The 23,818-nt window shown below is 47.1% G+C and carries 27 protein-coding genes; 11 read left to right on the top strand and 16 right to left on the bottom strand.

Going from position 1 to position 23,818, the window contains the following annotated elements; all coding sequences use genetic code 11:
• Positions 1-13 precede the first annotated feature (13 nt).
• On the top strand, positions 14-904 hold the full coding sequence (locus tag DXN05_RS08540; RefSeq protein WP_116846801.1) for a 3-hydroxybutyryl-CoA dehydrogenase: 891 nt from the start codon (positions 14-16) through the stop codon (positions 902-904).
• 89 nt (positions 905-993) lie between these two features.
• Here the strand turns inward: DXN05_RS08540 and DXN05_RS08535 are convergent, their stop codons facing one another.
• Together DXN05_RS08535 and ribD are read right to left on the bottom strand one after the other, a co-directional pair.
• Positions 994-1,599 carry an IMPACT family protein gene (locus tag DXN05_RS08535; RefSeq protein WP_116846800.1) on the bottom strand — a complete coding sequence of 202 codons (606 nt, stop codon included), beginning with the start codon at positions 1,597-1,599 and terminating at the stop codon, positions 994-996.
• On the bottom strand, positions 1,596-2,690 hold the full coding sequence (ribD, locus tag DXN05_RS08530) for a bifunctional diaminohydroxyphosphoribosylaminopyrimidine deaminase/5-amino-6-(5-phosphoribosylamino)uracil reductase RibD (RefSeq protein WP_116846799.1): 1,095 nt from the start codon (positions 2,688-2,690) through the stop codon (positions 1,596-1,598). The genes DXN05_RS08535 and ribD overlap by 4 nt, the downstream gene beginning before the upstream one ends.
• A 92-nt stretch (positions 2,691-2,782) precedes the next feature.
• Between ribD and prmC the strand changes: the two genes are divergently transcribed.
• Complete coding sequence (prmC, locus tag DXN05_RS08525) at positions 2,783-3,649, top strand: peptide chain release factor N(5)-glutamine methyltransferase (RefSeq protein ID WP_116846798.1); 867 nt, start codon at positions 2,783-2,785, stop codon at positions 3,647-3,649.
• 15 nt (positions 3,650-3,664) lie between these two features.
• Here prmC and DXN05_RS08520 read toward each other — a convergent pair whose 3' ends face one another.
• The 4 genes from DXN05_RS08520 to DXN05_RS08505 all read right to left on the bottom strand — a co-directional run bounded on the left by DXN05_RS08520 (position 3,665) and on the right by DXN05_RS08505 (position 6,385).
• The gene (locus tag DXN05_RS08520) at positions 3,665-4,063 is read right to left on the bottom strand and encodes an ExbD/TolR family protein (RefSeq protein WP_116846797.1); all 399 of its coding nucleotides are present in this window, start codon (positions 4,061-4,063) and stop codon (positions 3,665-3,667) included.
• A gap of 53 nt (positions 4,064-4,116) precedes the next feature.
• Complete coding sequence (locus DXN05_RS08515; RefSeq protein WP_116847144.1) at positions 4,117-4,815, bottom strand: MotA/TolQ/ExbB proton channel family protein; 699 nt, start codon at positions 4,813-4,815, stop codon at positions 4,117-4,119.
• 190 nt (positions 4,816-5,005) lie between these two features.
• A complete protein-coding gene (locus DXN05_RS08510) occupies positions 5,006-5,368 on the bottom strand; it encodes a cupin domain-containing protein (protein WP_116846796.1) in 363 nt (120 codons plus the stop codon).
• Positions 5,369-5,449: 81 nt separating this feature from the next.
• Positions 5,450-6,385, bottom strand: coding sequence for an SPFH domain-containing protein (locus tag DXN05_RS08505; protein WP_116846795.1), 936 nt, complete (start codon positions 6,383-6,385; stop codon positions 5,450-5,452).
• A gap of 136 nt (positions 6,386-6,521) precedes the next feature.
• Between DXN05_RS08505 and DXN05_RS25130 the strand changes: the two genes are divergently transcribed.
• On the top strand, positions 6,522-6,650 hold the full coding sequence (locus tag DXN05_RS25130) for a hypothetical protein (protein WP_262511496.1): 129 nt from the start codon (positions 6,522-6,524) through the stop codon (positions 6,648-6,650).
• A 9-nt stretch (positions 6,651-6,659) separates the two neighbouring features.
• Here the strand turns inward: DXN05_RS25130 and pepT are convergent, their stop codons facing one another.
• Positions 6,660-7,904: a peptidase T gene (gene pepT / locus DXN05_RS08500; protein ID WP_116846794.1), complete on the bottom strand. Its 1,245-nt coding sequence runs from the start codon at positions 7,902-7,904 to the stop codon at positions 6,660-6,662.
• A 204-nt stretch (positions 7,905-8,108) separates the two neighbouring features.
• Positions 8,109-8,567 (bottom strand): FKBP-type peptidyl-prolyl cis-trans isomerase, encoded by a 459-nt coding sequence (locus DXN05_RS08495; RefSeq protein WP_116846793.1) that lies wholly within the window; start codon positions 8,565-8,567, stop codon positions 8,109-8,111.
• 104 nt (positions 8,568-8,671) lie between these two features.
• Here DXN05_RS08495 and DXN05_RS08490 point away from each other — a divergent pair, with 104 nt between their 5' ends.
• Positions 8,672-9,904, top strand: coding sequence for an exo-beta-N-acetylmuramidase NamZ family protein (locus DXN05_RS08490; RefSeq protein WP_116846792.1), 1,233 nt, complete (start codon positions 8,672-8,674; stop codon positions 9,902-9,904).
• A 340-nt stretch (positions 9,905-10,244) separates the two neighbouring features.
• On the opposite strand, the gene DXN05_RS08485 is transcribed toward DXN05_RS08490, so the two are convergent.
• Positions 10,245-11,273, bottom strand: a complete 1,029-nt coding sequence (locus tag DXN05_RS08485; RefSeq protein ID WP_116846791.1) for an ATP-binding protein — start codon at positions 11,271-11,273, stop codon at positions 10,245-10,247.
• Positions 11,274-11,282: 9 nt separating this feature from the next.
• Positions 11,283-11,624, bottom strand: coding sequence for a hypothetical protein (locus tag DXN05_RS08480; RefSeq protein ID WP_116846790.1), 342 nt, complete (start codon positions 11,622-11,624; stop codon positions 11,283-11,285).
• 280 nt (positions 11,625-11,904) lie between these two features.
• Here DXN05_RS08480 and DXN05_RS08475 point away from each other — a divergent pair, with 280 nt between their 5' ends.
• The 4 genes from DXN05_RS08475 to fmt all read left to right on the top strand — a co-directional run bounded on the left by DXN05_RS08475 (position 11,905) and on the right by fmt (position 14,896).
• Positions 11,905-12,288, top strand: a complete 384-nt coding sequence (locus DXN05_RS08475) for a response regulator (RefSeq protein ID WP_116846789.1) — start codon at positions 11,905-11,907, stop codon at positions 12,286-12,288.
• A 77-nt stretch (positions 12,289-12,365) separates the two neighbouring features.
• Positions 12,366-13,127 carry a LytR/AlgR family response regulator transcription factor gene (locus DXN05_RS08470; protein WP_116846788.1) on the top strand — a complete coding sequence of 254 codons (762 nt, stop codon included), beginning with the start codon at positions 12,366-12,368 and terminating at the stop codon, positions 13,125-13,127.
• 9 nt (positions 13,128-13,136) lie between these two features.
• Entirely contained in the window at positions 13,137-13,907 is a 771-nt protein-coding gene (locus DXN05_RS08465; protein WP_116846787.1) for an MBL fold metallo-hydrolase, read from the top strand.
• 56 nt (positions 13,908-13,963) lie between these two features.
• Positions 13,964-14,896 carry a methionyl-tRNA formyltransferase gene (fmt, locus tag DXN05_RS08460; RefSeq protein ID WP_245975162.1) on the top strand — a complete coding sequence of 311 codons (933 nt, stop codon included), beginning with the start codon at positions 13,964-13,966 and terminating at the stop codon, positions 14,894-14,896.
• Positions 14,897-15,084: 188 nt separating this feature from the next.
• On the opposite strand, the gene DXN05_RS08455 is transcribed toward fmt, so the two are convergent.
• From DXN05_RS08455 to DXN05_RS08435, 5 genes are all read right to left on the bottom strand, one after another.
• Positions 15,085-16,185 (bottom strand): LysM peptidoglycan-binding domain-containing protein, encoded by a 1,101-nt coding sequence (locus DXN05_RS08455; RefSeq protein ID WP_158559172.1) that lies wholly within the window; start codon positions 16,183-16,185, stop codon positions 15,085-15,087.
• Positions 16,186-16,231: 46 nt separating this feature from the next.
• Positions 16,232-17,611 carry a methyltransferase RsmF C-terminal domain-like protein gene (locus DXN05_RS08450; protein ID WP_116846785.1) on the bottom strand — a complete coding sequence of 460 codons (1,380 nt, stop codon included), beginning with the start codon at positions 17,609-17,611 and terminating at the stop codon, positions 16,232-16,234.
• A gap of 135 nt (positions 17,612-17,746) precedes the next feature.
• Complete coding sequence (locus DXN05_RS08445; RefSeq protein ID WP_245975161.1) at positions 17,747-18,526, bottom strand: O-methyltransferase; 780 nt, start codon at positions 18,524-18,526, stop codon at positions 17,747-17,749.
• Positions 18,527-18,578: 52 nt separating this feature from the next.
• The gene (locus DXN05_RS08440; RefSeq protein ID WP_116846783.1) at positions 18,579-19,073 is read right to left on the bottom strand and encodes a dihydrofolate reductase; all 495 of its coding nucleotides are present in this window, start codon (positions 19,071-19,073) and stop codon (positions 18,579-18,581) included.
• 11 nt (positions 19,074-19,084) lie between these two features.
• Positions 19,085-19,900: a thymidylate synthase gene (locus tag DXN05_RS08435; protein ID WP_116847142.1), complete on the bottom strand. Its 816-nt coding sequence runs from the start codon at positions 19,898-19,900 to the stop codon at positions 19,085-19,087.
• Between the two features lie 340 nt (positions 19,901-20,240).
• Between DXN05_RS08435 and DXN05_RS08430 the strand changes: the two genes are divergently transcribed.
• Together DXN05_RS08430 and DXN05_RS08425 are read left to right on the top strand one after the other, a co-directional pair.
• Positions 20,241-20,924 carry a sensor histidine kinase gene (locus DXN05_RS08430; RefSeq protein ID WP_116846782.1) on the top strand — a complete coding sequence of 228 codons (684 nt, stop codon included), beginning with the start codon at positions 20,241-20,243 and terminating at the stop codon, positions 20,922-20,924.
• The gene (locus DXN05_RS08425) at positions 20,902-21,540 is read left to right on the top strand and encodes a response regulator (protein WP_211330003.1); all 639 of its coding nucleotides are present in this window, start codon (positions 20,902-20,904) and stop codon (positions 21,538-21,540) included. The genes DXN05_RS08430 and DXN05_RS08425 overlap by 23 nt, the downstream gene beginning before the upstream one ends.
• Before the next feature lie 167 nt (positions 21,541-21,707).
• On the opposite strand, the gene DXN05_RS08420 is transcribed toward DXN05_RS08425, so the two are convergent.
• Positions 21,708-22,895 (bottom strand): proline dehydrogenase family protein, encoded by a 1,188-nt coding sequence (locus DXN05_RS08420; RefSeq protein WP_116847141.1) that lies wholly within the window; start codon positions 22,893-22,895, stop codon positions 21,708-21,710.
• A gap of 408 nt (positions 22,896-23,303) precedes the next feature.
• Here DXN05_RS08420 and DXN05_RS08415 point away from each other — a divergent pair, with 408 nt between their 5' ends.
• Positions 23,304-23,816 carry an acyl-CoA thioesterase gene (locus DXN05_RS08415; RefSeq protein WP_116847140.1) on the top strand — a complete coding sequence of 171 codons (513 nt, stop codon included), beginning with the start codon at positions 23,304-23,306 and terminating at the stop codon, positions 23,814-23,816.
• The last annotated feature ends 2 nt before the right edge of the window (positions 23,817-23,818 follow it).

Here is a 23,818-nt window from a genome sequence, read left to right as displayed (position 1 = left end):
TAATACAGCCATTATGAAAAAAGTTGCAGTAATTGGTGCAGGCACCATGGGTAACGGTATTGCACATGTGTTTGCCCAGCATGGTTTCAGCGTTAATATTGTTGATGTTCAGCAGGCCCAGCTTGACAAAGCGTTACAAACCATTGCGCGTAACGTGGACAGGCAGGTAGCAAAAGACCTGCTTACTGCAACAGATAAACAGGAAATACTGCAACGCATTCACACCTATACACAACTGCCCGATGGTGTGGCCGATGCAGCACTGGTGGTTGAAGCTGCCACCGAAAATGCAGATCTCAAACTCCGGATATTTCGCCAGCTGGATGCAGCAGCGCCTGCTACTGCCATACTCGCTACCAATACTTCTTCTATATCCATTACCAAAATTGCGGCCGTTACCTCGCGCCCCGGTAAAGTAATCGGCATGCATTTTATGAACCCGGTGCCGGTAATGAAACTGGTGGAGATTATTAATGGCTATGCCACAGAAAAAGAGGTAACCGAATACATTGTTGCACTCAGCAAAACCTTACAGAAAGTACCCTGTGTAGTAAACGACTACCCCGGTTTTATTGCCAACAAGATACTGATGCCCATGATCAACGAGGCCATTTGCAGCCTGTATGAGGGTATTGCCGGCGTTACATCTATCGATACCATTATGAAACTGGGCATGGCCCACCCCATGGGACCGTTACAACTGGCTGATTTTATCGGGCTGGATGTTTGCCTCAGCATTTTACGCGTACTGCACGAAGGCTATGGCAACCCCAAATACGCCCCCTGCCCGCTGCTGGTAAATATGGTTACTGCCGGCAAACTGGGTGTAAAATCAGGTGAGGGATTCTATGTTTATTCCAACAATTCGAAAGACCTCGTAGTGAGTGAGCGGTTTCAAAGATAATGGCTTGATGGTTGAATGGTTCAATTGTTTCAAGGTTCAACAGTTCAATCTGGCAGCCATCAGGCAATGCAGCCATATAGCCATCTTCCTCAGATCTTCCTTGCGGTTACGTAATGCATATCATTTAAGCGGTATAACATTTCATCCAGTCTTGCTTTGGGGATGCCGATCTGCAGCAGGATAAATAATTGTGCTTCCTGTTGCAACACGGTGCAGCCCATTTGCTTTACCAGCATCATTACATCATTCATACGGGTATAATCAAATTGCAGTTCGTAGGGAATTTCTATTGCTTTCTGCACAAATGGCGTAAGCTGTAAAGACATGGCTGCTGCCGATTTGTAGGCATTGATTAAACCGGGCACACCCAGTAACGAACCACCAAAGTAACGCACCACCACAATGGCGGTGTTGGTGAGCTGCTGGCTGTCTATCTGGCCAAGAATTGGTCTGCCGGCCGAGCCGCCGGGTTCACCATCGTCGCTTACCCTGAAGTTATTGCCATCCATGCCAATGCGGTAAGCGAAACAGTGATGATTGGCTTTGGGGTGTTCTTTCTTCAGCTCCTGCAGGCGGGTTTTAAATTCATCTGCATGGCCAACAGGAAAAGCATAAGCCAGGAAGCGGCTGCCCCTGTCTTTAAATTCTGCCATGGAAGGCTGGGTAATGGTTTGAAAAAAATCCTGGTCTGTCATGAATGGTACGGGAAATATGGGTGATGTTGATGTACAAAATAATGCAGCTGATCTTTATCCAGTGTTTGCTGCTGCACAGCAGTAAAGCCTTTCAGCGCGGGTGCAGCCAAACCTTCGCCGGCAAACAAACCGGTGTTGGTAATGATGTGCACTTCATCGGCGCTGTTGCTGTCAATAAATTGCTGCAGCAAATTTGCCCCGCCTTCTACCAGTATGCTTTGCAGGCGCAGCTGATAGCCTGCATGCAATAACTGTGGTATCAATGGTTCGGTTTTGCTAAGCTGGTAATAATAAGTGCCGGTTTGCTGCAATGGAAAAACAGTGCCTGGTTCCAGCGTATGTTTTTGCGTATTGAATACGACCACGGTTGCATCATCCTGGAAAAGCCTTGCGGTGAGCGGCAGCTTCAAATCCATATCCAGCAATAATTTCACCGGTTGCGGGCCATGCCACAAACGGTTGCTGAGCGAAGGGTTATCCAGTTGTGCGGTGCGTGTGCCCACCAGTATGCCCATTTCTTCACTGCGCCAGCGATGTACCAGGCGGTTGCTGTATGCATTGCTGATGAGCAGACGCTCGTTGGTACCACCGGCAATTTTGCCATCTGCGGTTTGCGCCCATTTCAGCAGCACATACGGTTTGTGTTGTGTATGGTAGGTAAAAAAACGGCGGTTTATCCAGTGGCATTCTTTTTCCAGCACACCCGTCATTACTTCTATGCCTGCGTTGCGCAGCTTTTCGATACCCTTCCCGTCTACCGCTTCAAATGGGTCACGGCAACCCACCACTACCTTGCGGATGCCCTGGGAGATGATTAAATCAGCGCAGGGAGGTGTTTTGCCATAATGCGCACAAGGTTCCAGCGACACGTAAATAGTACTGTCGGGTACCAGGTGCCTGTCTTCGGGCCGAACGCTGGCAATACAGTTTACCTCTGCATGCGCCTGTCCGTACACACGGTGGTAGCCCTCGCCGATAATACGGTCGTTGTACACCAGCACCGAACCCACCATGGGGTTGGGTGCTACCTGTCCGCCGCCGAGGGCGGCGAGCTGTAAACAGCGCTGCATATACGTTTCGTAAATGGTCATACAGGAAAAATGGCGGCTGCACGGCGTTGTAGCAACGGTACAGCCAGGTATTTTATGCTGCAAAAGTATTGAAATGGTGCTAACATTGCAGTATGACCATTCAGCAAGCTTATCAGCACCTGTTAACACAGCTGTACGAAGTGTATGAAGACCGCGAGGCGGCCAATATTACCGACTGGGTGCTGGAGCATGTTACCGGCAGGCGGCGCATAGACCGCATTACCTGGAAAGACTATGCGGTGCCTGCGGAGCAGCTGCAATTACTACAGCAACATGCTGAACAATTGCTATTGCATAAACCGGTGCAATACGTGCTGCACGAAGCCTGGTTTGCCGGCATGCCCTTTTATGTTGATGAGAATGTACTGATACCCCGCCCTGAAACTGAAGAGTTGGTGGAATGGGTGGTAGCAACTGCCGGGCAATATGCGCCCAACTTAACCATCGCAGACATTGGTACCGGGAGCGGCTGCATACCGGTAGCCATTGCCCAAAAACTGCCCGAAGCGCAACTGCATGCAGCCGATGTATCAGCCGGTGCACTGGCGATAGCCCAACGCAATGCGGGCACACAAAATGTGCACGTGCAGTTTCACGAGATGGATATACTGGATGAAAGCCAGTGGCCATCTTTTCCTGCTGCTGATATTATCGTTAGCAATCCCCCCTATATACGAGATAGTGAGGCTGCACAGATGCATAACAATGTGCTGGCACACGAACCACACCTGGCTTTGTTTGTGCCTGATGCGGATGCCTTATTGTTTTACCGGAAAATAGCTGATCTCGCCCTGCAGAAATTAACACCCGGCGGTTGCCTGTTTGTTGAAATCAACGAGGCATTCGGGCCTGAAACCGTACAGCTGCTGCAAGACAAAGGGTATGTTGAAGTGGAGCTGAGAAAAGATTTGCAGGGGAAAGACCGGATGGTGAGGGCGGTTTCAACCATCAAACCATGAATCCATCTAACCATCTTATTTAACATTCGCTACTACTTTGGCACCGGCTCTTTTGGCTGACTGCATGATGCGGAATACTTCGCCATAGTATGCAATGGTATCAGCATTGATAACAACAGAAGGTGTATCTACCTGCGGGCGGGCTTTGTTCACTTCCATTTTCAGCAACGAATCGAGCATATCGGGCTGCACCTGTGTTTGGCCAACATATATTTTCTGCTCCTTATCGATAGAAACAACAATGGTTTGTTTGGCCTTCGTGTCTTTCTGGCCTTTGGGGTTGTTAACCCTTACCACATTGGGGTTGGCCAGGGTTGACACAATCAGGAAAAACAGCAACAGGATGAACAGGATATCGTTCAACGCACCGGTGTGCACTTCAGGATGCGACTTTAATCGTTTGCGAATATTCATCTGTTCTTTTTAACGTATAGTTTGAGATAACCTGTAATTATTAAAGCAAGGTATTAGCGGGTAGGCTCCTGCAGCACATCGAGGAATTCTGCGCTGGCAGCCTCCATTTTATTGGCTGTTTTATCTACCTGTGCAGTAAGGAAATTGTGTGCTACATAGGCAATCAAACCAATGATCAAACCACTGCCCGAAGTAATCATTTTTACATAAATACCACCGGCAATTACACTCAGTTCAAAGTTACCGGTGCTGTTGATTTCGTAGAACAGCTGAATCATACCCACAATGGTACCCAGGAAACCGAACATGGGCGCAATGCCCGAGATCAGCGACAGGATGGAGAGGTTGCGTTCCATTTTATACATTTCGAGCTTGCCCACATTCTCCATGCTTTTTTCGATGCTATCAATGGGTTTGCCAATGCGCTGAATGCCTTTATCAATTATGCGGGCCACCGGGTTATCGGTGTTTTTGGCGAGGTTACGTGCAGCAGAAATATTGCCGCTCATGATATTGTCGCGAATAATGCTCATGAAATTGGCATCAATACGCGATGCTTTGCTAATGGCAATCAATCTTTCGAAGAAAACAAAAATGGCTGCCGCCAGCAACAGGTACAGCGGGTACATAATCCAGCCGCCTTTATCCAGCAGGCTCCATAAATTAATTTTCTGAGGCGCCTGTTGCGCAGCAGCTGCAGCTGCATTCACTAATTTAGACGTATCAGGAACCTGTAATAAAAAAAAGCCCATGCTGATGATTTTAGGTATTGCTAAAATAAAGCCGATCACACAACAACGCGCAGCGTGTGCATAAATTACACGGCCCTGTTATTTTAAGAAAGATTTACACATTGATTCAACAGCACTTACACTGTATTTACAGGCATTTCAGCCTGTTTATACAAAGTTCTGCTGTTATATAAACGAACCGGTGCCCCGTTTAGTCTGCCGCACGGTTCACCGTATCAACCGAAAATGCCGGCAAACAAACGCTCCAGTAGTAACAGGTTTCGGTAAAAGGATTGCTGTAGCGAACCCTTGCCCCTGCTTTTACCAGTATGCTTTGCCCTGCATTCAGCACGATGGTTTCACCATCTATCTCCAGCTGTTTTTTGCCTGCATATACCAGCGTAAACTCATCAAACGCAGGCTGCTGGTGCGGTTCGCTCCAACCCGCCGGTGCTTCCATACGGGCGATGCTTACCTGCTCATGGCCGGTGGCTACGCGGCCAAAATGTTCTTCAATAAGTTTACCATCGCCTGTTGGTACAATGAATGGGTTGGTCTGCAACCGGTAATTCATATTAAACTATATTTAATACAATATGATGCATGCGAAACGCCGGTCTGGCAGACCGGCGTGCAAAAATAGGTTTTACCGGCATTATTGCGGTTTATTATCCATGTGCAGTTTGGTCATGGCAACAATCTGACGCATGTTGTTTTCCATGCCTTCCGGGCTGCCATCGAGGAAGATAATATTGCCCTTGCTTACTTCTGCGAAGTTTTTAATGGCTTCCGTCCACATGCTGAATAAAATTACATTGGTATCAAGATTGGCCTGTTTCATTTGTTCGGCGGCCTGGCTCATACCACGTGCCACTTCTTCCCTGAACAGCGCCACACCCTGACCGCGTAAACGGGCTGCTTCCCTTTCGGCCTCAGCCGCAATTTTAATGGCATTACCTTCTGCTTCGGCAGACTTGGTTTTGGTGATCAGCAGGGCCTGGCCTTCGTTTTCAGCGGCAGCTTTCAGGTTGTTACTGGCCACCACTTTGCTCATGCTGTCCATTACAGCCTTGTCAAACGTAATATCATTGATCTGCAAATCCAGCAGGTGATACCCCCAGTCTTCCAGCACATGATCTACTTCCGATTTAACCGATTCAACAATTTCCCTGCGCAGGGCCAGTATCTCTGCCTGGCGTTTGGTGGCTACATAAGAGCGGATATTCCCTTCAATGGTACGTACCAGTGCCTGCATCAGATCTTTATCGCTGATGAATTTAAACGCCACCTTTTTGATGGTTTCTTCATCTGCATTCATTACGGCATACAGCAGCATGCTTTTGAAATATACATTGGCCTGGTCGTACGTAACAGCCTGGAACTCCAGCTCAACAGAACGGTTCTGGATGCTTATTTTTTTATAGATCTGCTCAATAAACGGCAATTTGAAATTGAGCCCGGGCCGCAGTATACGGCGGTATTTTCCGAACATGATAATAACCGCGATGTTTCCCTGATTAACAGTGACCAGTCCGCTGAAGACAATTAATATCAGCAGCAGCAGCCATCCATAGCTAATTAAAAAAGGCATAAGGTTCTATTTTTCAGTAAAGTAAGAAACATCAGCAGATCTCCGAAATTAAAATATAAGAATGGCCGCCAAATTATTTGGCAGATGGCGGGCCGGTGTTTATATTTGTCTACCAAATTAGTAGAGTATTAAAATTATGAGCAACACGCACACCACAGAAACCATTAAACGCAAACAGCCACGACTGAGCGCCGTAGCTGTTGACTGGATTGTATTATCGATGATTTTGACGATACTGGTATTACAGGTATTTATCAAGCGTTAGCCGCCCGGGTTATACTGCTTTTTCTTCCCAAACCTGCACCAGTTCTATTAAAGTGTCTACCGATTTCTGCATATCCTGCACACTTACATATTCGTGTTTGCCGTGAAACGCCATTTCACCGGTAAAAATATCCGGGCAGGGCAATCCCATAAATGACAAACGTGCACCATCAGTTCCGCCGCGTGCACTGTGTTTTTCAAACGCAATACCTGCGCGCTGCATGGCAAGCTGCACATATGCTGCAACAGCCGGGTAATTTACCAGTTTTTCTTTCATGTTACGGTATTGTTCCTTTACCGTGAAAGTATACGTTGCGCCCGGGTACTGTGCTACTGCTTCTTTGGCAATTGCTTCCAGCCTGGCTTCATGTTCTTTTAGCTTCGCTTCTTCAAAATCGCGTACAATAAACTGCAGGGTCACTTTCTCTGCCACACCTTCCACATGCACAGGATGTACAAACCCTTCCCTGCCGCCGGTTGTTTCGGGAGAGAACGCATGTTTAGGCAGCAAGTCTAACAGCGTGCCTGCCACTTTCATAGCATTCACCAGGGCGCCCTTTGCATAACCCGGGTGGGCACTGATGCCATTGATCACAATGGTTGCCCCGTCTGCACTGAAATTCTCATCGGTAAAATAACCGCGCGGACCACCATCCAGTGTATAACCTGCATAGGCACCGAGTTTGGCCATATCTACCTTATCTACTCCCCTGCCTATTTCTTCATCAGGTGTAAAGAGAATGCGTATGGCGCCATGTTTTATCTGCGGCTGTTGCATTAACTGGTAAGCCAGATCCATGATAATGGCCACCCCGGCTTTATCATCTGCACCCAGCAGGGTTGTGCCTGATGCAGTGATGATATCATCGCCTATGCGCTGTGCCAGGTAAGGATGTTCTTTTATGGAAATCACTTGTGCAGGATCATCAGGCAAAACAATATCACTACCATCAAAATGCTTGTGCAGTATAGGTTTTACACCGCTGCCGCTGCAATCAGGCGCCGTATCTACATGGCTGCAGAAACAAACCACCGGCACCTGTTTGGATGAGGTGGCAGGCACGGTTGCGTATACATACCCATACGCATCAAGATGGGCATCGCTGATACCCATATCCAGCAGTTCCTGTACCAGCAACCTGCTCAGGTCTTTCTGCTTTTCGGTTGAGGGTTGTGTATTGCTTTGCGGATCGCTTTGGGTATCTATCTGCACGTACCGCATAAATCGTTCTGCTACGGTGTATTGTTGTATCATGCATCAAAGATAGTGAGTGGTGACAATGGTTTAACGTTTAACGTTTGAAGTTTAAAGTTGACTTGCCGGAAGACAAAAAATTGCCTTTGCTGAAAAAATTAAATACATGATAACTAGGCGCATATATGACTGGTTGCGAAAGGCATAAAACAAAAGAGCTGCATTGGTAAATGCAGCCCTTTTTATGGTAGAAGACAACGCAGCTTAATCAGGTAAAATGATCAGCGGTTTGCTGCCTGCAATTTCAACCAGTTCAATATCGAACACGAGGTCTTTACCAGCCAGCGGAGGATTGGCATCGAGCACTACCGCATCTGGTTTAACTTCTGTGATGGTAACCGGCAGCTGCTGGCCCTGGCCATCGCTCATGCTAAGTACCATACCAACTTCGGGTGTAACATCAGGAGGAAAACGGTCTATCGGAAATTCCATCACCAGGTCTTCACGTTTAGGGCCGTATGCTTCATGAGCAGGAATATGCAGGGTTTTCTTTTCACCAACGACCATACCCAGCAGGCCATTGTCAAAACCACTGATCACCATTCCGCCGCCTACTTCAAACTCAAGTGGCTCACGTCCTTCGCTGCTGTCAAATGTGGTACCATCGGTCAGTTTTCCATGATAGTGAACCTTTACAGTATCACCTTTTTTCACTTCTTGCATATTGCATGTTTTGATATTAAATAAATGCCGCCGGCAAAGTACGCTGTTAATTAGGAAAAGGCAAGTATTTTTAATTAATTTACCACCCTCATTTTTAACGGTGTATGAAACAGCTTTGTCTATTATCCTTCCTTTTATTGTTATTATTTCCCGGGTTTGCACAGCAACGTTCCAGCAGTACTGCGAACAAAAATACTGCCATAGAACCGGGTGCTTACCAGCTTAACCAGTACCTGCCCCTGCTTAAAAACAAGCGGGTAGGCATTTTTGCCAACCCAACCTCGATGGTAGGGCACAGGCATCTTGTAGATACCCTGCAGCGGCTGGGCATCCGTATCACCAAGATTTTCGGGCCCGAACACGGGTTTCGCGGTGAAGCCGATGCCGGTGCAAAAGTGGACAGTTATGTAGATGCTGCCACCGGTGTTCCCGTAGTTTCCCTTTACGGAAAAAAAACAGTGCCTGATGCAAACGATCTTGCAGATGTGGATGTGATGGTGTTTGACCTGCAGGATGTGGGTGTTCGTTTCTACACTTATATTTCCTCACTGCAGGATTATATGGAAGGCGCCATTGCCGCACACAAACCCCTGATTGTGCTCGACAGACCCAACCCCAATGGCTTTTATGTTGACGGGCCTGTTCTTGACACTGCTTTCAAAAGTCATGTAGGCATGCAGCCTATCCCTATTGTGTATGGCATGACCATCGGTGAATATGCACGTATGTTACTGGGCGAACAATGGCTGAAGGTATTGCCTGCAGCAGGCGAGCACTGGTCGCTTAAAATAATCCGTTGCCGCAATTACACCCATAAAAGTCATTATGCACTGCCGGTGAAACCCTCACCCAACCTGCCGGATATGGCTTCTATTTACCTCTACCCTTCTACCTGTTTTTTTGAAGGTACTGTGCTTAGCGAAGGACGCGGAACAGACCATCCGTTTGCTGTTTTTGGTCACCCGAGCTTGCCCAATACGCTTTACCGGTTTACCCCAACCAGCAGGCCGGGCGCTGTTGCTTCCAAAAATTACAATAAGGTGAACTATGGCTGGAATTTGTATGGCTCGCCGCAACAGGTATTGCAGGAGGTGAATAACCAGATTCAATTAAAATGGCTGATTGAAGCATACAGACTGTTTCCGCAGAAGGACAGCTTTTTCATCCGTCCCAAAACAGGCACGTACTTTTTCAACAAACTTGCCGGCAACAATATCCTGATGCAGCAACTGGTACAAAACAAAACTGCCGCTGAAATAAAAGCCAGCTGGCAGCCGGGGTTAACTGCGTTCAGGAAGATCAGGAAGAAGTATTTGTTGTATCAGGATTTTGAGTGAGGAGGGATTGTTTGAAGGTTTGAAGGTTTAAAGTTTGATGGTTGAATTGTCAGGATAGTTTATGCGCAGAGGCACGATGATAGGTTGGGGGGATCATGGGTGAATAGTGAATAGTCAATAGTGAATGGATCGAAGCGAAGATTTGTTGCTGGTGAGGACACCAGGCAACGGCGGATGGATCGGAGCGAAGATTTGTTGCTGGTGAGGGCACCAGGCAACGGCGGATGGATCGGAGCGAAGATTTGTTGCTGGTGAGGGCACCAGGCAACGGCGGATGGATTGGAGCGAAGATTTGTTGCTGATGAGGATACCAGGCAACGGCATATGGGGGAGCGTGGATTTATGCTGTTGGTAACAGGGGGAATTCTACGAGGAATACGGAGCCGCGGTTTTCGACGCTTTCTACGCGGATGTTGCCGGCGTACATTTCTACAATCTGGCGGGTGATGTACATGCCGAGACCTGTTGATTCTTCGCCCAGTGTGCCCTTGCGTTTTACGCGGGTGAATTTATCGAAGATGCGGTCTTTCATGTTGGGCGGAATACCGATGCCATTGTCTTTTACAGACACGATGATGTGCTGGTTCTTTTTTGCCGATGCAGTCACCGTGATCTGTCCTTTTACGCGGGTGAATTTAACTGCATTGTTGAGTATATTTAAGAAGGCACGTTTCAAAGAAGCAGTATCACCAAGCACATGCCACTCCAGTTTGGTGGCGACATAATTGATGGTGATCTGTTTTTGTGTGGCAGATGCGGTTACGGTATGCACGCATTCCTGCAGCAGTGTATGCACATTTACCGGCTGGCGCTGCCGGTTTTCATCGTATTGCTCCAGCTGGTCGAGAAACAATAATTCCTGTAATAATTCAAGTGATGAATGGCAGGCTGCTGCTGCATAAGAGAGCAATTCAGCTGTTTCTTTTTTGCGCTGCTGTTTGGTAACTATTTCGGTGATGCTGCTGATATTGCTGATGTAGTTGCGGATATCGTGTACAATGGTTTTGGTAATTTCTGCCTGCTCAAGCAGTGCATAGCGGAAGTGCGCAGTAAGGTCTTTTTTGTAAATCATGCCAACACATGTTTGCTGCTGGTACACCAGCAAAGCTTCGGCATTGTGTTGCTGCATTAAATTAAATACTTCTTCCACCGATTGATGTGTAAACACCGGTGGTTTTCTGCTGATGCAGTCGATCACAAGGTTATAAGGCTTCGCCGCAATGTCGTACCAGGAAAGCAAACCAATAATGGTCTCTTTGTCCTGCACTGCGAAAACCTCACCCTGCAGCAGATCCTGTCTTACCTGGTTAATGCCTGAATAGGCATCAATCCTTTTGTAGTTGTGCCTGACAAACTTTTGAATAGTCATACCAATTGCTTACTCCCCATCCATGTTCGTAAAGGAGATACTGATTTTAAAATCTAATTTAGCCAGTTCTCCTTCAGAAATGAGGCCAAATACTTTTTTTCTTAAAATAGCCACAACTTTCTCAACGCTGATTTTGCGGATAATTTTGCGGCTGATGTAAATGGCTTCCACCTGCTGCTCCTGGATGTCTACCATTTCGTAGGCACCGGGATAAAGCATTTGTAATGACTGAAACAATCCTGTTTTGCCCTGTGTGCCGTTACGGCCAAGGATCAGGATGTCTTCAAAAGGCGGAAGGGTGATTTCCTCCAGGTTCATTTTAATAGTGTAACGGATAGCGCTTTCGTTCATAACGGACAGCGAACGCTGGGTCGGCGTTCTGTATAAATATTAATAAAAATTATGCTATATAAAATTTAATTAGTTTATATAATGGTTTTCAAATACATTTAAACAGCTGTTCTAAGCTGTTATTCAGGATATTGGATGATATTTGCGCGAGGATTACATAAGCAGACAGGTGCGAAATTAAGGAGCTTATGTATTTTTTCTACTATTAAAATATTCCAGATAGCAATTTAAGCAACTAAATTACAATTCTATTACCGCTTATTAACCTTTCCGCAACCAAATGAAACTTGTTTTTATCGTAGATGACGACCCAACCTACCATATGGTCGCCAAAATGCTCCTTCAGCAAGAGCAACAACCCTTCCAGATTCTCTCCTTTTTTAATGGTGAAGAAGCCTTGCAGCACCTGCAGCAACAAAAACAGTTGCCGGATATTATGCTGCTCGACCTCGATATGCCGGTTATGAACGGCTGGGAATTGCTGGAAGCATTTCTACAGCTTCCACAAACCGGCGAACAGTTCCCCAGCATTTTCGTGATCAGCTCTTCCTGCCACGAAACTACAAAAGCCCGGTTCAGCAAATACCCTTTTGTAAGAAATACCTATACCAAACCGCTTACGAGGCAGATTGCCAACGAAATATTTACCCAATATGCCAGCTGACATATTTCAGCCCTGCTCATGAGCACAACTTTTGACCATTAAAGTGAACCATAACCGATCCAAACACAAGTTACCTTATGAAAACAATTAAAGCAGCCATCGTTGACGATCAGGTAGCCAATATTTTTGTGTTAAAAACCATTCTTGAAAACGAATGCAAAGACGTGATTATCGAATGGACCGCTGATAATATAACAGACGCCAAGACCAACATACTCACCAAACCCGTGAATGTGATATTCATGGATATTGAAATGCCCCCCTACAGTTCATTGCAGCTGCTGGAAGACATTCCCAAACCTGATTTTGATGTAATATTTGTAACCGCTCACCAGGAGTATGCGCTGAAAGCCATTAAAATGGCGGCTTTTGACTATATCCTGAAACCGATTAAGGTAGAGGATATTATTAAAGTGGTAGACAAGCTGCGCAAATCGAAAGAAAACAAATACGGCGAAATCACCAGTCTGATCAAAGATCATGTAAACAGTATGAAGGAGAATTTCTCCAAAATTATTGTGAACGTAAATGATGGATATGACGTGGTAGACATTAACAATATTGTATTGATTGAAGCGCTGGACAGCTATTCAAAAATTGTATTACCCGGCAATACCACCTATGTGACTTCGCGTTCATTAAAAGAATTTGAAGATTTATTACTCGATAAAGGTTTTTACCGCATACATAAATCCTACCTGATCAATTTTCAGCACATCAATAAAATACTCAAAGGAGTGTCTGCTGCGGTGATTTTATCCAATGGCATGACCATTCCTGTTTCGGCCCGTAAAAGAGAACAATTTTTTAAAGACATAAAAAAGGTAATTTCATTCTAAAATATCCTGATGCAACCTGCTCAAATACGCCTGCTGCGCCACGCCACCCTGCTGATAGAATTTAATGGCCTGCGCCTGCTGGTTGATCCGCTGCTGGCAGATAAAGAAACACTCGATCCTGTGCAGCCTGCGGCTAATAAGCTGCGCAATCCGCGCGCACCACTGGCCATTGATGAAGCAGGTTTGCAGCAATTGATACAACAGGTTGATGCAGTATTGGTAACACATATTCATCCTGATCACTGGGATGTTACTGCACAAAACCTGCTTCCCAAAGACATTGTGCTGTTTTGCCAGCCCGCAGATATTGCCAGCATAAAAGCACAGGGTTTTACCAATGTACTTGCCATCCAGGATACACATAGCTGGAAGGGCATACAATTGCACCGCACGGGCGGCCATCACGGCACCGGTGAAATAGAAAAAAAGATGGGTATTGTATCGGGCTTTGTACTGGATAATGGCAGCCAGCGTATTTACATTGCCGGTGATACCATCTGGTGTAATGAAGTAAAATCAGCGCTGTTCACCTATCACCCAACTGCTACTATTGTAAACGCAGGCGCAGCACAGTTTTTACAGGGCGGGCCTATTACCATGACGCCTGATGATGTAATCAGTGTATATAAAACACTCCCTTCTACCAAACTGATTGCCGTACACATGGACGCGATTAACCATTGCCTGGTTAGCCGTGCCAACTTAAAAGAAGCTTTAGTAAAAGCAGGTATCGATGGGCATGTACTGATACCCGAAGACGGCGAAACCATTACCTTATAACATTGACATACTTACAGGGGTTTTATCATTCGCGCCAATCGTGCTAACTTCGCGCCATGAATTACCAGGATATACGCATTGTTTTTATGGGCACACCCGAGTTTGCCGTTGCATCGCTTGATGCGCTGGTGCAATCAGGTTGTAATGTGGTGGGTGTGGTTACTGCACCCGATAAACCCGCAGGCAGGGGCATGAAGCTGAACGAGAGTGCAGTTAAGAAATATGCTGTAGAAAAACAGCTGCCATTGCTGCAACCCGAAAAACTGCGCAATCCCCAATTCCTGGAAGCCTTGCGTGCCTGGAAAGCAGACGTGCAAATAGTTGTAGCGTTTCGCATGCTGCCCGAAATGGTATGGAACATGCCGCCCATGGGCACCATTAATGTGCATGGCTCACTGCTGCCGCAATACCGCGGTGCAGCGCCTATTAACTGGGCGGTGATCAATGGCGAAAAAGAAACCGGTGTTACTACGTTTAAACTGCAGCAGGATATAGATACCGGCAATATTTTATTGCAGGAGCACATGCCCATTGGTGAAAACGAAACAGCCGGTGAGGTGCACGACCGTATGAAAGAACTGGGCGCCTACACCATTGTAAAAACCCTGCAGGAACTGGCTGCAGGCACTTTGCAGGAGCAACCGCAACCAGATGTGCTCAATGGCGAGCCGTTGCTGCATGCGCCCAAGCTGTTTACTGAAACAGGTAACATTAACTGGGACAAGGATGTGGACAGTATTCACAATCTTATCCGCGGTCTCTCTCCTTTTCCCGGTGCCTATACTATGCTGCAGGGAAAACTTTGCAAAATTTACCGCAGCAGCAAGGAGCACGCAACACACAACCTGCAGCCGGGCACCTTTGAAACCGATAACAAGACCTTCCTGAAATTCGCTTGCAGCAATGGTTTTATTCATGTGCTCGATTTGCAGCTGGAAGGCAAGAAACGCATGCAGGTGGCAGATTTCCTGCGTGGGTTCCGGGGGTGAGATTGGAGCGAGGCCGATTTGTGAGTGGTGAGTGGTCAGTGGTGAGTGATCGAAGCGGAGGATGATTGCCGGTATCCCCACCGGCAACGGCAGGTACTGGCAGACACTATACGTTATAAAATAAAAGTCCCTCAGTTGTTGACTGAGGGACTTTTTTATTCACTATTGACTATTCACTATTCACTTCACTAATCAAAGTAAGACACTTTCAGCTGGAACTTCAGGTCTGTGATGCCCAGGGCTTCGGCGGCTGCGTTGCTGATGCGGAAGTTTAGGCCTTCATTCTCTTTCATATCGTTCATGTTCCACAGCACTTTGGCGTAAATAACCTTGCTGCTGCCGGGTACCGTGACTTTAACGATGGCGCCGGGTGATACGTTGTTGATGAGGATGTAATATTTTTTATCAGTCCACCCGCTGGCTGTTTTAAAAGTCATGGATGTACCGGTTTCATCGGTGAGAGAGCGGCCTTCCACATCTACACCAAACAGTGATTTAAAGTATCCTTCAGATCCCACTTTCGAAGGGTCAACATAGGTATCGTCTTTAGGCACCAGTGGCCCTTCGTGTGCGGGCGCTGTTTGTGTTGGTTTGGCAGCAGGCGTATCTGCCGGCGGCGGCGTGGTGGTTACAGGTGTTGTATTTGTATTGGCAGGCGGCTGTTGTGCAGGAACACCGGTGTTTACGGGCTGTTGCGGGGTGGCTGTATCTGCAGGCGGCTGGGTTTGCGGTTTGGTTACCACGGTAACGTTGCCTGAACCTACAGACAGTTGCTGACCAACAGATACGTTGTTGCTGGTTAAATGATTCCATTGCTTCAGCTGATCAACCGACACTTTGTAGTTTTTGCTGATCTTGTACAGTGTTTCGCCTTTTTCCACCACGTGAATAATAGCGGTATTGGTCATGGGTGTACCATTGGCAGGCGTGCCTGCAGCCGGTGTAGTGGCGGGTGGCGTTGTGGTGGCGGGTGGCGTTGCCGCAGGCTGCTGTTTCACCACAGGGGTGGTAGCCTGTGCGGCAGGTGTATTGGCAGCAGGAGTAGCGGTACGCGGCACTTTGGCGCCATTTGCCGGTATTTTCACCTTTTGGCCAAGCGCCAGCTTGCTGCTGCTGTTCATGCCGTTTAAACGCATGATATCGCCTACCGTGGTTTTGTATTTCGCACTCAACGCCGAAAGCGTTTCCCCTTTCTGAATGGTATGCGTGATATACTGCACCCCGGTTTGCGCAAACAGCGCCAGTTGTACATACAGCAACAAGGCAAAGACTAACAATAATCGTTTCATATACATGGCTCCAATAGCTTCTTTCGCGATAAAAATATGGGTAAATTTAGTCTTTTAAAATTCTCCACTCCGTAGGATAGTAATTATTTACCCGGTTGGGCAGCAATTTCATCCAGCCCAGTGTAATTCCCTGGTACACGGCCATCGTCCACCCTTTGCCTGCGATGTTTACGGCAAACTCTTTCCTCCGCAGGTATTGCAGGGCATCATCCGGGCCGAGCGTTATTTTTTGCAGGTTGGGGTGATGTATCAAGCTTAGTGCCAGTTCGTGTGAAGGCACCAGGTCTTTCCCTTTCACCGCGCCAATGTTAACACCTGCTTTGCGCAGGTACAGCTGTTTTTGCAGTAATGCCACTTCTTCCTGCCATTGTTCTGCGATGGCCAGCACATGCTCCTGCTGTGCAAAATAATACAACGGTATGCCCGGTGTAACCCATTCAGCGGCCATTTTTGTTTCTGTTTTGCCTGCAGGCGGCAGCATTTTTTTTCTGCCATGAAATTCAGTGCCATCCTGCTGCTGAAATGCGGCGATAAAAAAACCTTCGCCTTTTACCCTGTCAGGAAAAAACCGGTAACCTGTTGCACCGCTTTGCGGAGCCTGTGTGGCTACTACATTCCATTCAACGGGAACATCCACCGCTTTATTGTGCAGGTTAAAGGATTGCATCAGCCAGTCCATTATCTGCTCGTCTTCTTCTGCCGAATAGGAACAGGTAGCGTATATTAACCAGCCGCCGGGTTTTAACGCCGGCAGTATATCGGCCAGAATGCGCTGCTGGCGCTGGTTACACAAGGCCACATTATCAATGCTCCATTCTTCAATAGCAGCTGCATCACGCCTGAACAGGCCGCTGCCGCTGCAGGGCGCATCTACCACAATCACATCAAAATAACCTTCCAGCGCAGTGAAATCTTTGGGATCGTTATTGGTTACCACCACATTGGCAGCCCCCCATTTGGTCATGTTTTCAACCAGTATGCCTGAGCGTGATTTAATCACTTCATTGGTTACCAGCAAACCATCCGTAAAATACGAGGCCAGCAGGGTGCTTTTGCCGCCGGGTGCAGCACACAGGTCAAGCACTTTTAAACCTGCAGTTTGTGTGCCCACTGTGTTTTTCAGCATGTGTTGCAAAAACATGCTGCTTGCTTCCTGCACATAATACACACCGCCATGCAACAGCGGATCGAAGGTGAACATTGGCCGTTGCGGCAGGTAATATGCCTCATTGCACCAGGGCACCTGCTGCAGCGGGCCCTGCTGTTGCTGTTGCAGCCACTCCCCCTCCAGCAATGCTTTTTTGGCCGGGTTAAAACGCACAGAAGTAACCTGCTCGCCAGAGGCATGCACGGCCAGAAAAGGCTCCTTGCGAAAACCGGTTACCTGCTCTACGGATGTGATAAATGCTGCGGGCAATTGGGGCATTGTTGAACGTTTGAAGTTTAATGTTTGAAGTTTAACGTTTGAAGTTTACAGTTGAACAGCATTTTTTATTCACTATTGACTATTCACTATTCACCGGCTTTTTGTTACTCACCACTCACTACTCACCACTCACCTTTAAAACCTCACAGTGAAGTGCTGCTTTATTTTAAACTCCGGTTTGAATAATACGATGCCGATAAAAAATAAATCGATGGTCATGGTTACCTGCGGGTGCTGCTGTACTTCATGCCAGGCTTGTTCCATTTCTTCGCTCCAGTGAATATCATCGAGGATAATCATGCTGTCTGCGCCGGCAAACTGCAGCAATTCTTTAAAATAACGTACCGTAGGTTCGTAACGGTGATTGCCATCTATGAACACCAGGTCAACCTGCTTTACCTGTTGCAATGCGGGTTGCAGGGTTTCATCGAAATTGCCCTGTATTAACTGGATATTGGATAACTGCAGTTTACTGAATGTATCCCTGGCTACAGCGGCTACTTCGGCTGCACCTTCCATGGTAACCACTTTGGTGGTATTGTTTCCGCTGGCGAGATAAGCTGCGGTGATACCTAATGAAGTACCCAGTTCAACAACTGTAGCAGGTTTATAGTACTGCACCATTCTAAACAATAACTGGCTGTACTTGGCGGGTTTCAGCGATGATTGTGCAATGGCTTTCACCACGCGCTGCCTGGTGGTAATAACCCTTGATCCTGCACCAAAATCGTCAATGTTCAATACCTGTTCGTTCTGCAGCAGCGCGCGGCGTGCGGCTTCTACCTGCTGGTAACAGGGATACACTTTGGCATCATTGAGTACCGATACAATAAAATCAAATACAAAAGGAGAATGCACGCCATGCCCTTTGCCATTGGATGCGTGCAGCCAGTACCTGGCATATTTAACTGCCATCTGCGGTTTTGAAAACATGCCGCGAAGATACGTGGCCGTGCGCAGTTTTGTGTTACCTGCGCTCCCATGTCTGGAAACTGTAGGCATAAGCATGTTTCTCATCCGCAGCAAAATCTTCATTTGCTGTCAGTTGCCATTGCCTTTCATCCAGTGCCGGGAAAAAGGTATCTGCTTCAGGAAAGGATGCATGTACACGGGTAAGGTAAATACGGCCTGCAAGCGACATGGCTTCCCGGTATATTTCACCGCCGCCTGCTACCAGCAGTTCCTTGTAATCGTGCTGCTGCGCCAGGAACAGCGCATCTTTCAGGTTGTGCACGGTTACTGCCCCGGGCCATTCATTGCCGCTGCGGGTAATGATGATGTTGAGGCGGCCGCTTAAAGGCTCGCCCTTAAACGATTCATATGTTTTACGCCCCATGGCCACAGGCATGGCCCAGGTTTTGTTTTTGAAGAAACGCAGGTCGTTGGGCAGGCGCCACAGCAACTCATTGTTTTTGCCGATGGCATTGTCTTCTGCAGCGGCCACTATCAGTGAAACGATCATAGGACTTGTATTTAAACAGCCACCGGCGCTTTAATGTGCGGGTGTGACTGGTAATTCTCCAGCGTAAAATCTTCAAACGTAAAGCTGAATATATCTTTTACTGCAGGATTCAGTTTCATAACCGGCAGGGGGTACGGCGTGCGCGACAGCTGCAGGCGCGCCTGCTCCAGGTGATTGCTGTATAAATGCAGGTCGCCAAACGTATGCACAAACTCACCTGCTTCCAGGTCACATACCTGTGCCATCATCATGGTAAGCAATGCATAGGAGGCGATATTAAAAGGCACACCCAGGAACGCATCGGCACTGCGCTGGTACAGCTGGCAGCTCAATGCACCGCGAGCGCCTTCAACAGCCGGCGGTGTTACATAAAACTGGAACAGCGCATGGCAGGGCATCAGCGCCATCTGCGGCAAATCGGCCACATTCCAGGCGCTCACAATCATGCGGCGGCTGTCGGGATTGTTTTTTATCTGTTTAATTACATCTGTGATCTGATCAGTTACCGTACCATTGGCACCTTCCCACCTGCGCCATTGTTTACCATATACGGGGCCCAGTTCACCGGTTTCGCTGGCCCATTCATCCCAGATACTCACCCCATGTTCTTTGAGCCAGGCAACATTGGTTTCACCGCGTAAAAACCACAGCAATTCATAAATGATGCTTTTCAGGTGCAGTTTCTTGGTGGTGACCATGGGGAAACCTTCCTGCAGGTTAAAACGTGTTTGGTAACCAAAACAACTAATGGTACCTGTTCCGGTACGATCGGTTTTTGTTACCCCATTTGTTAAAATATGGTTCAATAATTGGTGATACTGTTGCATACCGCAAATTACTGCACAGGCGCCAAACAGCAGCCTGCGATTGCTAACAGGCGGTGGAAAAGTCATACGGGATATCATATCACCAGCAACCTGCTGTTGCTGCACGTATACCAATTGACTATACCCAAACGAAAAAAGCCCCCTGGAAAGGGAGCTCGCTTACATGAGAAAACTATTACGATTACTATTGAGTACAAAATTCACCCATCAGTCTACCGGTGGCCTGAGAAAAAAAACAAAAAAATATCCGTTTTTTCACGGATACCTTTTTCGATGCCAGCGAGTACTTTTACAGCAATCTGATCAGCCCGTACCCGCCGCACATAAGAAAGTAATGATAATGGGATCGAATAACGTTGATTTAAAAGCACAACTGGAAACGCAGTTGCTCCGAACGCAACTTGAACTACAGGCTGAAAAGTTCAAAGTAGCCAGCAGGGAAATTTACGACAACATCAGCCAGGTGCTGGCGTACGTACGTTTCGGAATATTGAAGGCTGCACGCCAGTACCAGGACGAAAACCTGGAAACCGATTCCCAGCTGCTGGTGCAGGTTATCCGCGACCTCCGTAACCTCAATGTACACCTCGACCCCGACGAAATTACGAAGAAAGACATGCCTTCCCTTCTCCAGGAAGAGCTCGAACGCATTGAAAAGCAACTAAATATTACCACCTCGATAGAAGTCAAAGGCCAGCCTTACGCCTTACCAGAAAATGCGGTGTTCATTATTTTCAGGTCGTTACAGGAATGCATGCAAAACGCATTAACGCACGGAAATCCACAAAATATTGCGCTGGAAGTGTCGTACAATGCGAAAGATGTTATTTTTAACCTTTGGGACGATGGTTCAGGCTTTCAGATACCTTCACAGTTTGTGCCAGGCACCGGTTTGCACACCATCACCCACAGAGCGCGGCTTGCGGGTGTAGCCATCAATATCCAGTCTGCTCCCGGCAATGGCACGCACGTAACCATCAATTGCTCAAAACCTGAACCTGATGATAAAAATAGCGATAGCTGATGATCACAACCTGCTGAGAAAAGCGCTGGTGACTTTAATTAATGATTTCGAAAATTGTGAGGTGATCCTAGAAGCTTCGAACGGGAAAGAACTGATTGAATTATTGCAGCACAATACCGCACCCGATGTAGCTATTCTCGACATCAATATGCCTGAAATGAACGGTTTCATGACGGCAGAATACCTCACCCGCAATCACCCTTCCATTAACACGCTTGCCTTGTCGATGATGAACAATGAAGTGAGTGTGCTTAAAATGCTGCATGCCGGGGTAAAAGGTTACCTGCTGAAAGACTGTGACCCGCAGGAACTGAAATCAGGCGTTGAATATGCGGCAAGGGGCGAATACTTCATCAACGAACTCATGAATAACCAGCTGCACAAAAACCTGGTGCAGCCACGCAATGCAGACCAGTCGCTGGTTTTAACCGATCGTGAAAAAGAATTCCTGTACTGGGTAGCCTCCGATTTAACTTACAAGGAAATAGGGCAGAAAATGAATGTAAGTCCACGCACGGTAGACAGCTACCGCGATGCCCTGTTCGAAAAGCTGCAAATCAAGAGCCGCGTGGGACTGGCAATTTTTGCCATCAAAAACCATTATGTGAATATTTAAGGCAAGCTGCGAGCTGCGAGCTTTTAGCGGATAGCGATTAGCGGTTAGGAAAACGATTTTATATATACTCACCTATTCAATAAAAAATCCGTCGCGGTGAACCGCGACGGATTTTTTTATGTGGTTACAAGGCTAACAGCTAAGCGCTATCAGCTATTGGCTGGTTCTTATTTCCCTTTTCTTCTCTGCAATTCTTTTTCAATCAGCGTTAACTCGCGGCTGGTTTGGCCGTTGAGGCTGCTGTTTTCCTGGGCGCGGCGCATGAGGTAAGGAATTACATCGCGGATAGGGCCGAAAGGCAGGTATTTGCTTACTGCATAACCTTCTTTTGCCAGGTTAAACGTGATATTGTCACTCATGCCGTACAGCTGCGAAAAATGCACATGCGGGTGGTTGTGTGCAATGCCTTTGCTATCGAGCAGTTCGGCTGCGCGCAGGTTGCTGTATTCGTTGTGTGATGCGATGATGACAGAAAGACCATCGAGATTGTTGATGCAATATTCCACAGCAGCGTTGTAATCACCGTCTGCAAAAGATTTATCGGGCTGTATGGGAGAAGGATAACCGTACTGCGCTGCGCGTGCACGTTCTTTCTCCATATAAGCACCACGCACAATTTTAACACCCAGCAAAAAGCCCTGCTGCTGTGCAATCTGGTGCGATAATTTCATGAAACGCAGGCGGTCGTGACGGTACAGCTGAATGGTGTTAAATACCACTACTTTGTCTTTATTGAACAGCTCCATCATTTCCATGGTAAGGCGGTCAATAGGATCCTGTATCCAGCTTTCTTCTGCATCTACCAGTACCCCAATACCTTTTTCTGCAGCAGCGGCACATACGCGGAAGGTGCGCTCACGCACTTTGTTCCACTCTTCATTTTCTACTTCGTGATCATGAATACCACTGCGCAAACGCGGTGCTTCGTTCATGATTTGCAGCAAACCAAAACGGGCAAGACCGGTTATTTTAATGCTGATAAAAGGGATGTTCTTCTGCGAAGCGGCATAGTTGATTACCTTGATAAACTCTTCTGTGGCGTGCTCAAAGCTGTCTTCCCCTTCCTTTCCTTCCACACCATAGTCGAGAATAACCTTTACGTTGTACTCACTCAATACCTTACCCACTTCGGCGGTTTGCTCCAGCGTTTCACCGCCTACAAACTGCTTGAAAATGGTTTTACGGATAATGCCGTGGATAGGCAAACCCGTCTTCATTAAAAAAGGGGTTAAACGAACCCCCATAGCAGAAAACCAGGGATAATTCATGGTGTTGAATAAAAACCTGGCGCCTTTCAGTTCTTTGTCAGACTTATACGCAAATGCTACCTGTGTATTATCAAAAGATATTTCCATACCAACGCTCATTCGTGGTGCGAATATCGGTATACACCGGCAAGTAAAAAAGATTTTTAGCAAGCGGTTAATTGATTACTTTCCGGCAGTGCGGGCCGCAGCAGCATTGCCGGAGCGCTTCACCACCGTTGAACCAACAGCTGTACCCCCCGCAGATCAAAGTATTAGAAAAAAACCGAAATACAGCCACCGCTAATTATTCCGTGCTTCAATCACAAAATATATTAAAATATTTTACTATATAATAAAATAGCTGTCCGGCAAGGAAGCAAACAGGCAGAATAAGCTTAAAAACGTTTATTTGTACAGCAAATAGTGCTGAAAATTAATCACTTGAAACGGGCAGCCGGCATATTTCGCAATACTAACCATTTGAAATCACCTATCTTTGCGCACAAATTACAAGGAATGGAAGGAAAAAAAGCCAGTGAAAGTTTTACGATTATGAATGAACTGGTATTACCGAATGACACCAATGTATTTGGTAACCTGATGGGTGGCCGGTTGATGTACTGGATGGATATTGCAGCAGCCATTGCTTCGGGCAAGCACTGTAACGCGCCTTGTATGACCGCCAGTGTAGACAACCTGAGTTTCAAGAACCCGATTAAGCTGGGCAATACCGTGCACATTGAAGCCAAGGTTAGCCGCGCCTTCAATACGTCAATGGAAGTACACCTGAAAGTATGGGGTGAAGATCATTTGCACCAGTACCGTTACGAAAGCAACGAAGCCTACTACACTTTTGTAGCGCTTGATCCCAATACCAACCCGCGCCCTGTGCCGGCATTGATTCCCGAAACAGAAGATGAAGTAAGCCTGTATGAAGGCGCCTTACGCCGCCGCCAGTTGCGGCTGATACTTGCAGGCAAAATGAAACCACATGATGCGAACGAACTGAAAGAGTTCTTATTCAAATAAAA

This window comes from Deminuibacter soli (assembly GCF_003412455.1).
Lineage (GTDB): Bacteria > Bacteroidota > Bacteroidia > Chitinophagales > Chitinophagaceae > Deminuibacter > Deminuibacter soli.
The sequence above is the reverse complement of the archived record's forward strand: the minus strand, read 5'-3'. Positions and strand labels throughout refer to the sequence as shown.

What these genes read in the sequence shown, in the direction of transcription:
- DXN05_RS08490 (WP_116846792.1), top strand. Translation starts at nt 8,672, where the DNA reads ATGAAACAGCTTTGTCTATTATCCTTCCTTTTATTGTTATTATTTCCC.
- DXN05_RS25130 (WP_262511496.1), top strand. Translation starts at nt 6,522, where the DNA reads ATGAGCAACACGCACACCACAGAAACCATTAAACGCAAACAGCCACGA.
- DXN05_RS08510 (WP_116846796.1), bottom strand. Translation starts at nt 5,368, where the DNA reads ATGAATTACCGGTTGCAGACCAACCCATTCATTGTACCAACAGGCGAT.
- DXN05_RS08515 (WP_116847144.1), bottom strand. Translation starts at nt 4,815, where the DNA reads ATGGGCTTTTTTTTATTACAGGTTCCTGATACGTCTAAATTAGTGAAT.
- DXN05_RS08430 (WP_116846782.1), top strand. Translation starts at nt 20,241, where the DNA reads ATGGGATCGAATAACGTTGATTTAAAAGCACAACTGGAAACGCAGTTG.
- prmC (WP_116846798.1), top strand. Translation starts at nt 2,783, where the DNA reads ATGACCATTCAGCAAGCTTATCAGCACCTGTTAACACAGCTGTACGAA.
- DXN05_RS08485 (WP_116846791.1), bottom strand. Translation starts at nt 11,273, where the DNA reads ATGACTATTCAAAAGTTTGTCAGGCACAACTACAAAAGGATTGATGCC.
- DXN05_RS08450 (WP_116846785.1), bottom strand. Translation starts at nt 17,611, where the DNA reads ATGCCCCAATTGCCCGCAGCATTTATCACATCCGTAGAGCAGGTAACC.
- DXN05_RS08445 (WP_245975161.1), bottom strand. Translation starts at nt 18,526, where the DNA reads ATGGCAGTTAAATATGCCAGGTACTGGCTGCACGCATCCAATGGCAAA.
- DXN05_RS08495 (WP_116846793.1), bottom strand. Translation starts at nt 8,567, where the DNA reads ATGCAAGAAGTGAAAAAAGGTGATACTGTAAAGGTTCACTATCATGGA.
- DXN05_RS08535 (WP_116846800.1), bottom strand. Translation starts at nt 1,599, where the DNA reads ATGACAGACCAGGATTTTTTTCAAACCATTACCCAGCCTTCCATGGCA.
- DXN05_RS08465 (WP_116846787.1), top strand. Translation starts at nt 13,137, where the DNA reads ATGCAACCTGCTCAAATACGCCTGCTGCGCCACGCCACCCTGCTGATA.
- DXN05_RS08505 (WP_116846795.1), bottom strand. Translation starts at nt 6,385, where the DNA reads ATGCCTTTTTTAATTAGCTATGGATGGCTGCTGCTGCTGATATTAATT.
- DXN05_RS08480 (WP_116846790.1), bottom strand. Translation starts at nt 11,624, where the DNA reads ATGAACGAAAGCGCTATCCGTTACACTATTAAAATGAACCTGGAGGAA.
- DXN05_RS08415 (WP_116847140.1), top strand. Translation starts at nt 23,304, where the DNA reads ATGGAAGGAAAAAAAGCCAGTGAAAGTTTTACGATTATGAATGAACTG.
- fmt (WP_245975162.1), top strand. Translation starts at nt 13,964, where the DNA reads ATGAATTACCAGGATATACGCATTGTTTTTATGGGCACACCCGAGTTT.
- DXN05_RS08455 (WP_158559172.1), bottom strand. Translation starts at nt 16,185, where the DNA reads ATGAAACGATTATTGTTAGTCTTTGCCTTGTTGCTGTATGTACAACTG.
- DXN05_RS08540 (WP_116846801.1), top strand. Translation starts at nt 14, where the DNA reads ATGAAAAAAGTTGCAGTAATTGGTGCAGGCACCATGGGTAACGGTATT.
- DXN05_RS08440 (WP_116846783.1), bottom strand. Translation starts at nt 19,073, where the DNA reads ATGATCGTTTCACTGATAGTGGCCGCTGCAGAAGACAATGCCATCGGC.
- DXN05_RS08435 (WP_116847142.1), bottom strand. Translation starts at nt 19,900, where the DNA reads ATGCAACAGTATCACCAATTATTGAACCATATTTTAACAAATGGGGTA.
- DXN05_RS08425 (WP_211330003.1), top strand. Translation starts at nt 20,902, where the DNA reads ATGATAAAAATAGCGATAGCTGATGATCACAACCTGCTGAGAAAAGCG.
- DXN05_RS08475 (WP_116846789.1), top strand. Translation starts at nt 11,905, where the DNA reads ATGAAACTTGTTTTTATCGTAGATGACGACCCAACCTACCATATGGTC.
- ribD (WP_116846799.1), bottom strand. Translation starts at nt 2,690, where the DNA reads ATGACCATTTACGAAACGTATATGCAGCGCTGTTTACAGCTCGCCGCC.
- DXN05_RS08470 (WP_116846788.1), top strand. Translation starts at nt 12,366, where the DNA reads ATGAAAACAATTAAAGCAGCCATCGTTGACGATCAGGTAGCCAATATT.
- DXN05_RS08520 (WP_116846797.1), bottom strand. Translation starts at nt 4,063, where the DNA reads ATGAATATTCGCAAACGATTAAAGTCGCATCCTGAAGTGCACACCGGT.
- pepT (WP_116846794.1), bottom strand. Translation starts at nt 7,904, where the DNA reads ATGATACAACAATACACCGTAGCAGAACGATTTATGCGGTACGTGCAG.
- DXN05_RS08420 (WP_116847141.1), bottom strand. Translation starts at nt 22,895, where the DNA reads ATGGAAATATCTTTTGATAATACACAGGTAGCATTTGCGTATAAGTCT.